At 36.5% G+C, this 13928-nt stretch carries 14 protein-coding genes, 2 riboswitches and 1 other annotated feature; of the genes, 12 read left to right on the top strand and 2 right to left on the bottom strand.

The features are described from left to right. Window positions 1–49: 49 nt before the first annotated feature. Window positions 50–231: riboswitch (Lysine riboswitch) on the top strand. Window positions 232–411: 180 nt separating this feature from the next. From lysA to AC3WVZ_RS06000, 11 genes are all read left to right on the top strand, one after another. After that, a complete protein-coding gene (gene lysA, locus AC3WVZ_RS05950; RefSeq protein WP_233936190.1) occupies window positions 412–1728 on the top strand; it encodes a diaminopimelate decarboxylase in 1317 nt (438 codons plus the stop codon). 115 nt (window positions 1729–1843) lie between these two features. Continuing rightward, window positions 1844–1952: riboswitch (SAM riboswitch) on the top strand. A 72-nt stretch (window positions 1953–2024) separates the two neighbouring features. Beyond that, the gene (locus tag AC3WVZ_RS05955; protein WP_000116158.1) at window positions 2025–2168 is read left to right on the top strand and encodes a YezD family protein; all 144 of its coding nucleotides are present in this window, start codon (window positions 2025–2027) and stop codon (window positions 2166–2168) included. 87 nt (window positions 2169–2255) lie between these two features. After that, window positions 2256–2960 (top strand): phosphoadenylyl-sulfate reductase, encoded by a 705-nt coding sequence (locus tag AC3WVZ_RS05960; protein WP_000959021.1) that lies wholly within the window; start codon window positions 2256–2258, stop codon window positions 2958–2960. A gap of 38 nt (window positions 2961–2998) precedes the next feature. Next, window positions 2999–4135: a sulfate adenylyltransferase gene (sat, locus tag AC3WVZ_RS05965; RefSeq protein ID WP_000107514.1), complete on the top strand. Its 1137-nt coding sequence runs from the start codon at window positions 2999–3001 to the stop codon at window positions 4133–4135. 12 nt (window positions 4136–4147) lie between these two features. After that, window positions 4148–4741, top strand: a complete 594-nt coding sequence (gene cysC / locus AC3WVZ_RS05970; RefSeq protein ID WP_000380499.1) for an adenylyl-sulfate kinase — start codon at window positions 4148–4150, stop codon at window positions 4739–4741. Window positions 4742–4752: 11 nt separating this feature from the next. Beyond that, a complete protein-coding gene (locus AC3WVZ_RS05975; protein WP_000119621.1) occupies window positions 4753–6375 on the top strand; it encodes a nitrite/sulfite reductase in 1623 nt (540 codons plus the stop codon). Window positions 6376–6385: 10 nt separating this feature from the next. Next, window positions 6386–6586 carry a DUF3906 family protein gene (locus AC3WVZ_RS05980; RefSeq protein ID WP_000366914.1) on the top strand — a complete coding sequence of 67 codons (201 nt, stop codon included), beginning with the start codon at window positions 6386–6388 and terminating at the stop codon, window positions 6584–6586. Between the two features lie 84 nt (window positions 6587–6670). Further along, on the top strand, window positions 6671–7447 hold the full coding sequence (gene cobA, locus AC3WVZ_RS05985; RefSeq protein WP_000521262.1) for a uroporphyrinogen-III C-methyltransferase: 777 nt from the start codon (window positions 6671–6673) through the stop codon (window positions 7445–7447). Window position 7448: 1 nt separating this feature from the next. After that, complete coding sequence (locus tag AC3WVZ_RS05990) at window positions 7449–8204, top strand: sirohydrochlorin chelatase (RefSeq protein ID WP_000648887.1); 756 nt, start codon at window positions 7449–7451, stop codon at window positions 8202–8204. Next, window positions 8179–8793 carry an NAD(P)-binding protein gene (locus tag AC3WVZ_RS05995; protein ID WP_233936192.1) on the top strand — a complete coding sequence of 205 codons (615 nt, stop codon included), beginning with the start codon at window positions 8179–8181 and terminating at the stop codon, window positions 8791–8793. Before AC3WVZ_RS05990 ends, AC3WVZ_RS05995 begins: the two co-directional genes overlap by 26 nt. A gap of 64 nt (window positions 8794–8857) precedes the next feature. Continuing rightward, window positions 8858–9106: a binding site (T-box leader), on the top strand. Between the two features lie 111 nt (window positions 9107–9217). Beyond that, window positions 9218–10573 carry a sodium-dependent transporter gene (locus AC3WVZ_RS06000; RefSeq protein WP_000665430.1) on the top strand — a complete coding sequence of 452 codons (1356 nt, stop codon included), beginning with the start codon at window positions 9218–9220 and terminating at the stop codon, window positions 10571–10573. 27 nt (window positions 10574–10600) lie between these two features. On the opposite strand, the gene AC3WVZ_RS06005 is transcribed toward AC3WVZ_RS06000, so the two are convergent. After that, window positions 10601–10759 carry a hypothetical protein gene (locus AC3WVZ_RS06005; protein WP_001096001.1) on the bottom strand — a complete coding sequence of 53 codons (159 nt, stop codon included), beginning with the start codon at window positions 10757–10759 and terminating at the stop codon, window positions 10601–10603. Window positions 10760–10860: 101 nt separating this feature from the next. Beyond that, a complete protein-coding gene (locus AC3WVZ_RS06010; protein WP_233936193.1) occupies window positions 10861–12126 on the bottom strand; it encodes a murein hydrolase activator EnvC family protein in 1266 nt (421 codons plus the stop codon). Window positions 12127–12621: 495 nt separating this feature from the next. On the opposite strand from AC3WVZ_RS06010, the gene gltP reads away from it, so the two are divergent. Then, entirely contained in the window at window positions 12622–13896 is a 1275-nt protein-coding gene (gene gltP / locus AC3WVZ_RS06015) for a glutamate/aspartate:proton symporter GltP (protein WP_000821134.1), read from the top strand. The last annotated feature ends 32 nt before the right edge of the window (window positions 13897–13928 follow it).

The following is a 13928-nucleotide window of genomic DNA, read 5'->3' on the forward strand; positions in this document are numbered from 1 at the left end:
ATAGCAACAATTAGATGTTTGAAAATTAAATAGACTTACCTCATCTACTCTCAAAGGTAGAGGCCGCGATAGGAAAGAGTAAGCTATGGGAGATTTAATGGAATCTGTGATCATAGGTTGAAAGGGACTATTGCCGAAATATAAGAATAACCATCTTATTCATATATTGGGACTGCATTGAATAAATGTAGTACTGTCATAAGATTTATTTTATGGAGAGCTATTTGGAGATGTTGATGCGGTTTCTTATTTTGAGGAGATAACAACTCGTTTATTTTTTCAATATATATTTTTCCTAATAAGAAACGCGTGTGAACATTGTTCCGCGCGTTTTTTGTCTATCTAAAAGCGTGCTGCAATGAATAGAAGATTGGGGTTATGAGTTTTAGAGGAAATAAGGGAGGAATTTAAATGTATTTACACGGCACAAGCCGAATTAATGGGCAAGGACACTTAGAAATTGGAGGGTGCGATACGACGCAGCTAGCAAAGCAATACGGAACACCACTTTATGTATACGATGAAGAGTCTATTCGAGGAAAATGCCGAGCATTTCATCGTGCTTTTAAAGAAAGTGGTTTCTCTTATCAAGTAGCATATGCAAGCAAGGCGTTCTTGTGCATGGAGATGTGCCGAGTAGCTCGTGAAGAGAGTATGTCATTAGACGTTGTTTCTGGGGGAGAATTATATACTGCGCTCCAAGCAGGATTTCCGGCATCACGTATTCATTTTCATGGAAATAATAAAACAGAAGAAGAAATAGTGATGGCTCTTCAGGCGAATATCGGTTGTTTTGTCGTAGATAATTTCTTTGAATTAGAAGTTTTACACGATTTAGCGATGCAACATGGGAAATTTGTGAACATATTAATTCGTGTAACGCCTGGAGTAGAGGCGCACACACATGAATATATTACAACAGGTCAAGATGATTCGAAATTTGGATTTGGTGTTTCAAACGGTCAAGCGATGCAGGCAATTGGATTTGCTTTACAAAAATCAAATTATAATGTGCTAGGGATCCATTCACATATTGGGTCGCAAATATTTGAAACAGCTGGTTTTGTTCGAGCAATTGAAGTTCTTCGCCAATTTTTAGAAGAAGTGAGAGAGCAAACAAACTATGTAGTAAAAGTGTTAAATGTAGGCGGGGGATTTGGAATACGTTACACAGAGTCAGATACACCATTAACTCTTGAGACATATGTGCGAGCTGTAACAAGTGCAGTGAGAGAACAATTTACTGTATGTGAATATCCATTTCCAGAAATATGGATTGAGCCAGGCCGTAGCATTGTAGGTGATGCTGGGACAACAATTTATACAGTTGGATCTGTGAAAGATATTCCTGGTATTCGGAAATATGTATCAGTCGATGGTGGAATGACAGATAATTTAAGACCTGCTTTATATAATGCGCGTTATGAAGCGATGTTAGCGAATCGAGCGAATGATGAGAATGAGGAACTCGTTTCGATTGCCGGGAAATGCTGTGAGAGTGGAGACATGTTGATTTGGGATATTCATTTACCGAAAGTCGCTGCTTCTGATTTACTAGCAGTTTCCTGTACAGGAGCATACGGGTACTCGATGGCGAATAATTACAATCGGATTCGAAGACCAGCCGTTGTCTTTGCAAAAGGCGGAACATCGCAAGTAGTTGTGGAACGCGAAACATATGAAAATATTATTGGGAACGATCGCATACGTATTAAAGAGCTTGTCTAAATAAGAAAAGGAGTTGTTCGAATGGGCAATTCCTTTTTTATAAAATAAAATAATTAAAATATATCGGAAAACTAGGATTGAAAAAAATCAGAATTGTGATAAAATACAAATACAAAGCTTATCAAGAGAAGCGGAGGGAACTGGCCCGAAGAAGCTCGGCAACCTGCTTATAGAAAGCAAGGTGCTAAATCCAGCAAAATGGGATCCATTTTGAAAGATAAGGTAAAATATATTACCGAACAGTCTTTTCGAAATGGGAAAGATTTTTTTTATGAATAAAAAGGGGGGCTGTTCGCGTGAGTGTACGGGAACATTTTGATGAAGTATCCGAGAAGATTGAAGCGATGCTTGCTGATATGAAATATGGTTCAATTACAATTGTTGTGCAAGATGGGAAAGTAATTCAGTTAGAGAAAAGTGAAAAAGTACGTTTAAAGTGAAAAGCGCTGACTAGAAAAACTAGAGGCGGTTTTAACCTATTTTCATTAGGTTAAAACCGTCTTTTTGCTTTTACAGGGGGGAAAAACATGTTGACGTATGAAACGTGGGAAGAAAATGTTGTTTCGTTTTCGGAAGAAGATGAAACAAAAGGTGCGTTATCAGTATTAAATTGGGCTTATAAAGAATATAAAGATGAGGTTGTCTACGCATGTAGCTTTGGGGTGGAAGGTATGGTATTGCTGCACATTATAAACCAAGTAAATCCATCTGCTAAAGTTGTATTTTTGGATACAAATGTTCATTTTCAAGAAACGTATGAATTAATTCAAAAAGTGCGGGAACGATTTCCTTCATTGAATATTATAGAAAAACAGCCAGAACTTACACTTGATGAACAGGCGAAGTTGCATGGTGAAAAACTGTGGGAGAGCAATCCGAATCTTTGTTGTAAGATTAGAAAAATTTTACCTTTAGAAAAATCATTAGTCGTGGAAAAAGCATGGATATCGGGCTTAAGAAGGGAACAATCAGAAACACGTAAGCATACAAAGTTTATAAATCAAGATCATCGTTTTCAATCTATTAAAGTTTGTCCACTCATTCATTGGACGTGGAAAGAAGTTTGGCGATATGTATACAAACATAGCTTGCCGTATAACCCGTTGCATGATGTTGGCTATCCAAGTATTGGGTGTGAGAAATGTACGTTGCCTGTAGGAGAGGGTGGCGATTCGAGAGATGGTAGATGGGCTGGGAAAGTGAAAACTGAATGTGGTCTTCATTACCAATAAGATGAATTTGAAAATAAAGCTAAGAGAGGGTATAGAAAATGAGTACAAGAAACGAATTAATAAATCGAATAGACGAGACATACGACGTATCACAAATTAAAAAAGAAATTGGGCTAGATAACATTGCGTTAAGTGATTTAGAACTATTAGCGACAGGAGGATATAGCCCGCTTACTGGTTTTTTAGGAAAGAAAGATTATGATTCGGTTGTAGAAACGCTTCGTTTAGCTAATGGGAGCGTTTGGAGTATACCAATTACATTACCAGTAACAGAAGAAGTAGCAGAGACGCTAAAAGTTGGAGAGGAAGTAAAACTTGTTAACGGTGGAAATGTATATGGTGTTATTCAAATAGAAGATATTTTTGTGCCTGATAAGGAAAAAGAAGCGTTACTAGTGTATAAAACGACGGATGAGGCTCATCCTGGAGTGAAAAAATTATACGAAAGACCGAACGTTTACATCGGAGGAGCTATTGTTCTTACGAAACGTTTTGAAAATAATCTGTTTCCTTCTTATCATTTAGATCCAATTGAAACGAGAGAAGCATTTAAAAAACGTGGGTGGAAAACAGTGGTCGGATTTCAAACGAGAAACCCGGTACATCGTGCCCATGAGTATATTCAAAAATCTGCTCTTGAAATTGTAGATGGTCTCTTTTTAAATCCGCTCGTTGGAGAAACGAAATCGGATGATATTCCTGCTGATGTAAGAATGGAAAGCTATGAAGTACTTCTTCAAAACTATTATCCGAAAAATCGTGTCTTTTTAAGTGTATTTCCTGCTGCCATGCGTTACGCAGGACCAAGGGAAGCGATATTTCATGCGTTAGTAAGAAAGAATTTTGGATGTACCCACTTTATAGTAGGGCGTGATCACGCTGGAGTAGGAGATTATTACGGAACGTATGAAGCGCAAGAAATCTTCACAAATTTTACGATAGAAGAGTTAGGAATTACACCACTATTCTTTGAGCATAGTTTTTACTGCACGAAATGTGAAGCGATGGCTTCAACGAAAACATGTCCGCACGGAAAAGAAGATCATGTTATTTTATCGGGTACAAAAGTAAGAGAATTATTAAGAAACGGTGAGATTCCGCCAAGTACATTTAGTCGTAAAGAAGTAGTGGAAGTACTAATTAAAGGCTTGAAAAAAGAAGTAGTAACAGAATAGGGAGAGAACGAGATGGATACGAATATTACTTGGCATACAGCTTCGGTTTCAAAAGATGAGAGAAGAGTGAAGAATGGACATCATAGTTTTGTAATTTGGTTTACTGGTTTATCAGCTTCGGGTAAATCTACAGTAGCGAATGCGGTCGCTCGTAAACTGTTTGAAAAGAATATTGGAAATTATGTGCTGGATGGGGATAACATTCGCCACGGTTTAAATAAAGACTTAGGATTTTCTGAAAGTGATCGCATGGAAAATATAAGACGTATTGGCGAAGTGGCAAAGTTATTTGTAGACCAAGGAGCAGTTGTCCTTACAGCATTTATTTCACCATTTCGAGTAGACCGCAAACAAGTAAGAGATTTATTAGCGGCAGATGAATTTATTGAAATTTTTGTGAAGTGTCCGATTGAAGAGTGTGAGAAACGTGATCCGAAAGGACTTTATAAAAAGGCAAGAAAAGGTGATATTAAGGATTTCACAGGTATTGATTCGCCTTATGAAGAGCCAGAGCAAGCGGAATTAATTGTAGAAACGCACAAATATTCTATTGAAGAATGTGCAGAACAAATCGTGAAGTACTTACAAGAGCGTAGTTTTATATAGGGGGATAAACAATGAGTTATGAAAAAGTATGGGCTAACAATGAAAAATTAAATCAGACCGAGAAAAATAAATTAGAAAAAGATGGCTTAGAAATTTTTAATGATATTCCTTACTATGCGGAAAATGGTTTCGAATCTATTCCGAAAGAAGAGTGGGATGCCTTTAAATGGGCAGGCTTGTATTTACAAAGACCGAAAGAAGCTGGTTATTTTATGATGCGGGTAAATATTCCGTCAGGGATTATTACAAATGCACAGGCAGAAGTACTTGCTTCTATCGCTGAAGATTATGGACGTAATGTAATAGATATTACGACGAGACAGGCGATTCAGTTTCACTGGTTAGAAATTCAGCAAATTCCAGATATTTTTAAAAGATTAGCAAGAGTTGGGTTATCTTCAGCGGGGGCTTGTGGTGATATAACGCGGAATATTACAGGTAATCCGCTTGCTGGCATTGATGCAAATGAACTATTCGATACAACGCATATTGTAAAAGAAGTATATGATTACTTCCAACATAATGAAGAGTTTTCTAACTTGCCACGTAAATTTAAAATGTCTATTAGTTCCAATATTTATAATTCAGCAAACGCAGAAATTAACTGTGTTGCATTTACGCCTGCAACGAAAGAAATAGATGGTGAGAAAAAAGTTGGTTTTCATATAAAAGTAGGTGGAGGATTATCAGCTCGACCGTATTTAGCTGATGAATTAGATGTATTTGTTTTACCAGAAGAAGTGAAGGCGGTGGCGATTGCGATTGCTACTATATTCCGTGATTTTGGATATCGTGAAAAACGTCATTTAGCTCGGTTGAAATTTCTTGTTGCGGACTGGGGAGCAGAGAAATTTAAAGAGAAACTAATAGAGTATACAGGGCCTTTACAAAGTAAAGGGGAAAGTGCACTCAAAGGATGGAATGCAGGCTATTTTTATGGTGTTCAAGACCAAAAACAAAAGGGATTAAAATATGTAGGTTTTAATGTACCGGTAGGTCGTTTACATGCAGAAGAAATGTTTGAGATTGCAAGAATCGCAAAGCAATATGGAAATGGACAAATTCGTACATGTAACTCGCAAAACTTCATTATTCCGAACGTTCCTCCGGAAAATGTAAAAGGATTACTTAGTGAACCGCTGTTTGAAGCGATATCTGCTAGCCCGAAATCATTTATTGGTCATGCGGTTTCATGTACCGGTATTGAATATTGTAATCTTGCACTAGTAGAAACGAAAGAAAGATTACGAAAAATTGCAGAATACTTAGATACACAAATTGCACTCGATGTTCCAGTTCGAATTCATATGGTAGGCTGCCCGAATTCATGTGGTCAACGTCAAATTGCTGACATTGGGCTACAAGGGGTGAAAATGAAAACGAAGGAAAAAGGTATTGTTGAAGCGTTTGAAATATACGTAGGTGGAACATTGTTAGATGGCGGTGCCTACAATCAAAAGTTAAAAGGAAAAATAGATGGCGAGGATCTACCTGATGTACTCGCATCATTTATAAGTTATTTCAAAGAGAATAAATTACCAGCCGAAACATTTTATGATTTTGTAGGTCGTGTTGGTGTAGATACATTACAAATAGCGTTAAATAACGTGCTAGAAGAAGTAATAGCGTCTTAGGAGGGACGATATGGATTTATATCGATTTGAAGCTGTGTTAGTAAATAGTATTGTTCCGATTGTTGTTGTTGCTCAAAGTGAAGAACAGGCATTTAAGCTTGCGGAGATTGAGCTTGAAAAGCATTTTTTACCGTTGCCAGAGGTAAAAGAGATTTCTTTGTTTGAAAAAAAGAAGATTCGAAAAGGTGGGGCATTTGTTATCCATGAGTAGAGATCAGTAATACGAAAAAATAAAAACTTCCATTCTTATATACGAATGGAAGTTTCATTTTAATAGAAGAAATGAGGAGAGATGATGGGGAAGGTTTATATTGTTGGAGCGGGTCCTGGCGATCCAGATTTAATTACTGTTAAAGGGTTGAAATGTATTGAGAAGGCAGATGTTATTTTATACGACCGACTTGTGAATAAAGAGCTGCTTTCATACGCAAAGCCTGACGCGGATTTAATTTATTGTGGAAAACTCCCGAATTATCACACGATGAAGCAAGAGACAATTAACACGTTTCTTATTAAGTATGCGAAAAAAGGAAAAGTTGTAACGAGGCTTAAGGGTGGCGATCCATTTGTGTTTGGTAGAGGGGGAGAAGAAGCTGAAGCATTAGCAAAGCAAGGTGTACCATTTGAAATCATTCCTGGTATTTCAGCTGGAATAGCTGCTCCTGCTTATGCGGGCATTCCAGTGACGCACCGTGATGCAAGTGCAAGTTTTGCTATTGTGACTGGGCATAGGAAAGAAGGTGCTGAAGAAGAAGTGAAATGGGAAAGTTTAGCGAAAGGTGTAGAGACTTTAGCGGTATATATGGGGGTTAGTAATTTGCCCTACATATGTGAGCAACTTATGAAGCATGGAAAAGATAAAAGTACGCCAGCTGCTATTATTGAGCAGGGGACGACGTCTATGCAACGCACAGTTGTTGGAACGTTAGGGACAATTGTAGATGTTGCGAAAAAAGAGCAAATTCAAAATCCGAGTATGATTGTAATTGGAGAGGTTGTCCGTTTTAGAGAAAAAATTCATTGGTTTGAGAAGCAGACAGAAAATGCTTATCAAGTAAGTGGAGTGTTGTAAAATGAAAGCCGTCTTATATATATGTCATGGAAGTCGTTTGAAGACAGCGAAAGAAGAGGCGATTCAATTTATTACATCGTGCATGAGCCGTATAGAAGCGACTATTCAAGAAGTTTGTTTTTTAGAGTTAGCGAATCCTTCTATTGAAGATGGTTTTCGTACATGTGTGAAGCGTGGGGCCACTGAGATTATTGCTATCCCTGTTTTTTTATTAGCGGCAGGTCATGTAAAAAAAGATATCCCTTTTGAATTGGAAAAGTTAACTAATCAATTTTCGGATGTTAAAGTTACCTATGGTAATCCGTTTGGTGTATCAGAAACACTTGTTAAATCGGTGTATAGCGGAAGTGGCATCGAACAGGAAGATAAAAATGAAGTGACGTTACTTCTTGTTGCAAGAGGGAGCAGTGATCCTGAAGTATTAAGAGATATAAACTGGATTGCTTCTTTATTTCAAACAAAAGAGAAGGTTAAAAAAGTAGAAGTTTGTTATTTAGCGGCTGCAGAGCCAAAATTTGAGGAGAAGTTAAAGGAAGTTGTAGAACGAAAAGAAAAGAACATCGTTGTACTGCCTTACTTGTTATTTACAGGTTTACTTATGAAACATATTGAGAAAGAAGTGCGCCAATATGAAGTGGAAGAGATAAAAATTAGTCCATATTTAGGGAAGAATGAAGCGTTTCAAGATATGTTAATTCAGAAAACGACGGAGTTATTGAAAGGAGATCAGTATGTATCCACTTACAGTGCGAGTTAATGAGAAACGCGTTGTTGTTATTGGCGGGGGAAAAGTTGCAGGATTTAAAATTATTCCTTTACTCAAACAGGGTGCGGATATAGTTGTGATAAGTCCAGAATTAGATGCGAATTTAGTAAAACTTGTGGAAGAAAAGAAAATTCGTTGGTATCAAAGAGAATATGAAAAAAGTGATATTAAAAGTGCTTTTTTAGTTGTTGCAGCGAGTAGTGATTCAATATTAAATGAACAAGTTGCTGAAAATGCCGCTGAGAATCAATTAGTAAATGTTATTACAAATCCGGAAAGTGGTAATGTTCATTTTCCGGCAGCGATTCATCGTGGTTTACTTAATATAGCAGTTTCTACTGGGGGAGCGAGCCCGAAGCTCGCAAAAAAAATTCGAGATGATATTGCAAATAAATATGATGAGACATATGAATCGTATTTAGATTTTTTATATGAAGTAAGGTTGAAGTTAAAAGATTTACAGTTAGAAAAGAGGGAACGAAATATATTGCTCCAAGAAGTGTTGAAATCAGTATATGTGCAAAATGAGGGGAAAAGAGAAAGTTTTTTACGTGAGTTAGAGGAAAAGGTTTTAAAATAATAAAAGATAAAGTGCGCTTTACAAATATAAAAATATAATTTATAATCACAAGTAACTTCAATAGATGAAATCGATGAGCAAGAAGAGTACGTATATTTGATGCGTTCAGAGAGCTGGGGTTAGGTGGGAGCCCGGTACGATAAAATATACAGAATGGGCTTGCGAGAGGTATGTTGAACATTGTAGTAGGCAACCCGGGTTCCGCCGTTAAAAGGATAGAGTATCGGAATTATTCCTGTACTTGAACAAGTGGGATTTATCAATCCAATTGAGGTGGTACCACGGTATTTACATTACATATATCGTCCTCTACATGCATATTTGCGTGTAGGGGACTTTTTTATTTTCTAAAGGAGGTGTGCGAGTATGAAATGAAAGTGTATAATTAACAAAAGTTTAAATATTCAGAAAAGGAGAAATTATGATGAAAGAAACACAGCAATGGACGTCGAAAATAGGCTTTGTACTCGCAGCAGCCGGAGCCGCAGTAGGTCTTGGTGCGATATGGAAATTTCCATATGTTGCAGGTAATGGCGGGGGAGGCGCATTCTTCCTTGTATTTTTACTATTAACTTTATTTATAGGTATGCCTCTTCTAATAGCGGAGTTTGTTATTGGACGTAGCACGCAAAAAGAGGCGGTTACAGCTTATAAAGTACTAGTGCCAAATAGCAAATTATATCCTTGGATTGGTCGTATGGGAGTTGTTACTTGTTTTAGTGTACTATCTTTTTATAGTGTTGTAGGTGGATGGATTTTACTTTATTTATATTATAGTGTGACAGGAAGTTTCTGGAATGGTGCAGCTGATTATGGACAATTGTTCGGTGAAACGATTTCAAATCCATTAAGTGCGATTGGAGCACAATTTATCTTTATGCTTTGTACGATTTTTGTTGTAAGTAAAGGTGTAGAGAAAGGTATAGAAAAGGCAAGTAAGTACATGATGCCGCTATTATTTATTTTATTTATTGCGATTATTGTTCGTGCGTTAACACTCGATGGTGCTTTTGCTGGAGTAGAGTTCTTCTTAAAACCAGATTTTTCAAAGCTTACAGCAGATACAATTTTATATGCGATGGGACAATCTTTTTTCTCGCTAACTGTAGGTGCCTCGGTAATGGTAACGTATAGTTCGTATTTAAAGAAAGAGGAACATTTAGCGAAATCGGCAACATCTATTGTAAGTTTAACTGTTTTTGTTACAGTACTTGCAGGATTAGCAATTTTCCCAGCGATTTTCGCATTAGGAGTTAAACCGACTGAAGGACCGGGATTACTGTTTATCGTCCTTCCAGCAGTATTTGCAAAAATACCATTTGGTCAATTTTTCTTTATTATGTTTTTAATTTTATTCTTCTTTGCGACTTTAACATCAGCAATTTCAATGCTTGAAATTGTAGTAGCATCTGTTGCGAAAGGTAATGAGAAGAAGCGTCCGTCAGCATCATTATTAATTGGTATTCTTATTTTTGCAGTCGGTATTCCATCAGCGTTATCATTTGGGATTATGAGTGACGTGAAAATATTTGGGAAAACATTCTTTGATTTAGTCGACTTTTCGGTAAGTAACGTATTGCTGCCGTTAGGAGTACTAGCTATTTCATTATTTGTACCAAATAAAATGAGTAAAGAGTTGTTGATGAAAGAATTAGAAGTGACGGAAACGAAAGGGAAAACGTTATTTAACATTTGGTTCTTCTTACTTCGTTATGTTATTCCGGTAACTGTAATAATTGTATTTTTAAATGCGATAGGTGTATTTAAAATGTTTGCATAAAAAAAGGCGGGGATCTCCCGTCTTTTTTTATGTTGATGAATGTAATAGACGATTATACGCTTTATAGGCTGTGGTGACTGCGAGGAATGAACCGATTAAAAATAAAACTGAGCCGCCAAATGTAAATATCCGGCCAATATACGTTTCTCTAGCTTCTTCTATTTTTTGTTGTAATTGCGTATTCATATGGATCACCTCGTAAACTATAGGCATTTAGTTATAGTCTATGTAGAATGCCTATAGTGTGTGAAGTGTAAATGAAAAACCTCGGTAGGCACCGAGGTTTTTTATAATCCGATATAAGGAGATGGGTCAACTGCGTTTGTCTTGCCGACATTCCATTCTCCAAGATGAAGTTCGAAGTGTAAATGTTGTCCGTATGATTGGCCCGTATTCCCCATAAATCCAAGCTGATCGCCTTGTTTTACAGTTTGTCCATTCGATACAGAACGACTATTCATATGAGCATATACTGTCGTATATGTTTTTCCGTTTATACGGTGAGATAAATACACTACGTTTCCGTAACTAGATGATAATTCTGAGCGAATAACAACGCCATCTGCAGCAGCGATAATTGGAACCGTTCCCGAAGCAGCGATGTCAATTCCTTTATGGTTATCTAAAGAACGTACACCAAATCCGGAAGTTTTTGATCCAGCTGCTGGTTTGATAAAACCACCGATAGTTGTATCATGTGGTGTTGGGGCCGCTTGAGCAGATTTAGTAGCTTGTTGTTTGCGAGCCTCTTCTGCCTGGCGGGCTTCTTCCGCTTTACGAGCTTCTTCCGCCCGTTTTTCTTCTTCAATTGCTTTTTGAACAGCTTGACGTTGATTTTCTAAAATGCCCTTGGATTCTTCTAATCCTTCAATCTCTGAATCTACTTTTGCTACTTTCGTATGTAGATCGTTAATAAGAGTTTGTTGCTGCTGTTGGTTATTTTGTAATTCTTGTTGTTTTTGTTCTAGTTTTTGTTCAGAGTCTTTCAGTTGTTGTTCTTTTTTCTCAACAGCCTCTTTTTCTGTCGTTACAGCATTTTGATCAGATGTTTGTTTTTTTACAATATCTGTATCGTTGTTTAATATTAAACTTACGGAGTACATATTATCAACAAGATCAGCAATGTTTGTAGAGTTTGTTAATACTTCTGTAATGATATTTGTACGCGGTTTTTCTTGCATAGATTGTAATCGTTGTTTAATAACTTCCTGACGTGTATCTATGTTTGTTTGTAATTGTTCTATATGTTTCTTTTTGTCAGTAATTACTTGTTGTGTTTTGCTAATTTCTTTTTTTGTATCGTTTAATTCAGTCTCATTTTTATTAATGGAAGTAGTTAATTCATCGATTTTCTTCTGTAATTCTTGAATTTCTTTTTCTATTTGTTCTTTCTCGACTGATTTATTTTGTAAGTCACTTTGTTTGCCTTCTAATTCAGATTGAATGTTAGATAATTTATCTTGATTCGTTTCAGCGTATACGGGTGAAAGTAACGGGGAAGCAAAAATCGTTCCTGCTGCTAAAACACTAAACGCTGCAAATTTCTTTTTCATTGTTGTCTGACTCCTTTCCCTATGAATGTTATATATCATAAGAAGAAGGGTGTCTATCGTTGTAATCATAATGTAAAGAAAATTTTATAAAATTGCTAAGTTTTGTCGGAATTTATCATTTTTCAACTGTATTTGTCATAGTGCTTACATTTTATTCATATGTGTAACAAAGGTATATTTTGGAATTTCCCTGTAAAATGAAGGAGGAAAGTAATCGTTTTTATGAGGTGAAATATTACTTGGAAAGCTAATAAAACACTAGTGAGGAATCGTTCTCATGTGAGGTTTTCTGACATGGGTCTACTTTTTGTCAAGAAAATTATTTGCGTTCGGGCAAAGTTATTTTGTTGTCAGATTTAAATTTTTGATTTATGATTTTTAACAGGGACAAAATGTAGTGAATTGTCGAATAATATGTAATACTCTTAATTTCTTAGTTTTATAGAGATAGAATGAGAGATAGAGTGACACATCGAAGAGGGGGTTACAACAAATATGAAAAGAATAGGACTAGCATGGCAAATATTAATAGGACTTGCGCTTGGTATTGCGGTTGGGGCGATTTTCTTTGGCAATCCAGCAGTGGTGAGTTATTTACAACCAATTGGTGATATTTTCATCCGATTAATTAAAATGATCGTTGTGCCAATTGTTGTAGCAAGTATTGTTGTTGGGGTTGCTGGTGTTGGCGATGTTAAAAAATTAGGTCGACTAGGCGGAAAAACAATTATTTACTTTGAAATCATTACAACAATTGCAATTATTGTCGGCCTATTAATAGCGAATATTTTCCAACCAGGAAAAGGCGTAAATATGGAGCAGTTAACAAAGACAGATATTTCGAAATATACACATACGACAGAGCAAGTACAAAGTCATTCATTTGCAGATACATTTGTAAATATTGTTCCAACGAACATTATGAAGTCGTTAGCTGACGGAGATATGCTAGCTATTATCTTCTTCTCTGTACTATTTGGTTTAGGTGTAGCAGCAATTGGTGAAAGAGGAAGACCAGTTCTTCAATTTTTCCAAGGTGTGGCTGACGCAATGTTTTACGTAACAAACCAAGTTATGAAATTTGCACCATTTGGTGTATTTGCACTAATTGGTGTTACAGTTTCTACATTTGGTCTTGCTTCATTAATTCCATTAGGGAAATTACTAATTGTCGTATATGGAGCAATGATCTTCTTCGTCGTAGTTGTCTTAGGACTTACAGCGAAAATATTTGGAATTAACATTTTCCAATTCTTTAAGATTTTAAAAGACGAGCTGATCTTAGCGTATTCTACAGCAAGCTCAGAAACAGTTTTACCAAAAATCATGGAGAAAATGGAGAAATTCGGTTGTCCGAAAGCAATTACATCTTTCGTTATTCCGACAGGTTATTCATTTAACTTAGATGGATCAACTTTATATCAAGCAATTGCGGCTATTTTCTTAGCGCAAATGTACGGTATTGATTTATCTATTACACAACAAATTACATTGTTGCTTGTATTAATGGTTACATCAAAAGGGATCGCAGGTGTACCGGGCGTATCATTCGTTGTATTATTAGCGACACTTGGTACAGTAGGTATTCCACCTGAAGGCTTAGCGTTCATTGCTGGTATTGACCGTATTTTAGATATGGCTCGTACAGCAGTTAACGTTGTAGGAAACTCTTTAGCAGCTGTAGTTATGTCTAAGTGGGAAGGTCAATATGACGCTGAAAAAGGACAAGCTTATTTAAAAGAGATTTCTGAAAAGGGTCAAGCGGCTTAATTATAATATGAACAAGCTCTCACATAATATGT

Source organism: Bacillus sp. CPT56D-587-MTF (assembly GCF_058792335.1).

Bases quoted from the DNA above. Each gene is read 5' to 3' on its own strand.
- lysA (WP_233936190.1), top strand. From the start codon at position 412: ATGTATTTACACGGCACAAGCCGAATTAATGGGCAAGGACACTTAGAA.
- AC3WVZ_RS05960 (WP_000959021.1), top strand. From the start codon at position 2,256: ATGTTGACGTATGAAACGTGGGAAGAAAATGTTGTTTCGTTTTCGGAA.
- sat (WP_000107514.1), top strand. From the start codon at position 2,999: ATGAGTACAAGAAACGAATTAATAAATCGAATAGACGAGACATACGAC.
- cysC (WP_000380499.1), top strand. From the start codon at position 4,148: ATGGATACGAATATTACTTGGCATACAGCTTCGGTTTCAAAAGATGAG.
- AC3WVZ_RS05975 (WP_000119621.1), top strand. From the start codon at position 4,753: ATGAGTTATGAAAAAGTATGGGCTAACAATGAAAAATTAAATCAGACC.
- AC3WVZ_RS05980 (WP_000366914.1), top strand. From the start codon at position 6,386: ATGGATTTATATCGATTTGAAGCTGTGTTAGTAAATAGTATTGTTCCG.
- cobA (WP_000521262.1), top strand. From the start codon at position 6,671: ATGGGGAAGGTTTATATTGTTGGAGCGGGTCCTGGCGATCCAGATTTA.
- AC3WVZ_RS05990 (WP_000648887.1), top strand. From the start codon at position 7,449: ATGAAAGCCGTCTTATATATATGTCATGGAAGTCGTTTGAAGACAGCG.
- AC3WVZ_RS05995 (WP_233936192.1), top strand. From the start codon at position 8,179: ATGTATCCACTTACAGTGCGAGTTAATGAGAAACGCGTTGTTGTTATT.
- AC3WVZ_RS06000 (WP_000665430.1), top strand. From the start codon at position 9,218: ATGAAAGAAACACAGCAATGGACGTCGAAAATAGGCTTTGTACTCGCA.
- AC3WVZ_RS06005 (WP_001096001.1), bottom strand. From the start codon at position 10,759: ATGAATACGCAATTACAACAAAAAATAGAAGAAGCTAGAGAAACGTAT.
- AC3WVZ_RS06010 (WP_233936193.1), bottom strand. From the start codon at position 12,126: ATGAAAAAGAAATTTGCAGCGTTTAGTGTTTTAGCAGCAGGAACGATT.
- gltP (WP_000821134.1), top strand. From the start codon at position 12,622: ATGAAAAGAATAGGACTAGCATGGCAAATATTAATAGGACTTGCGCTT.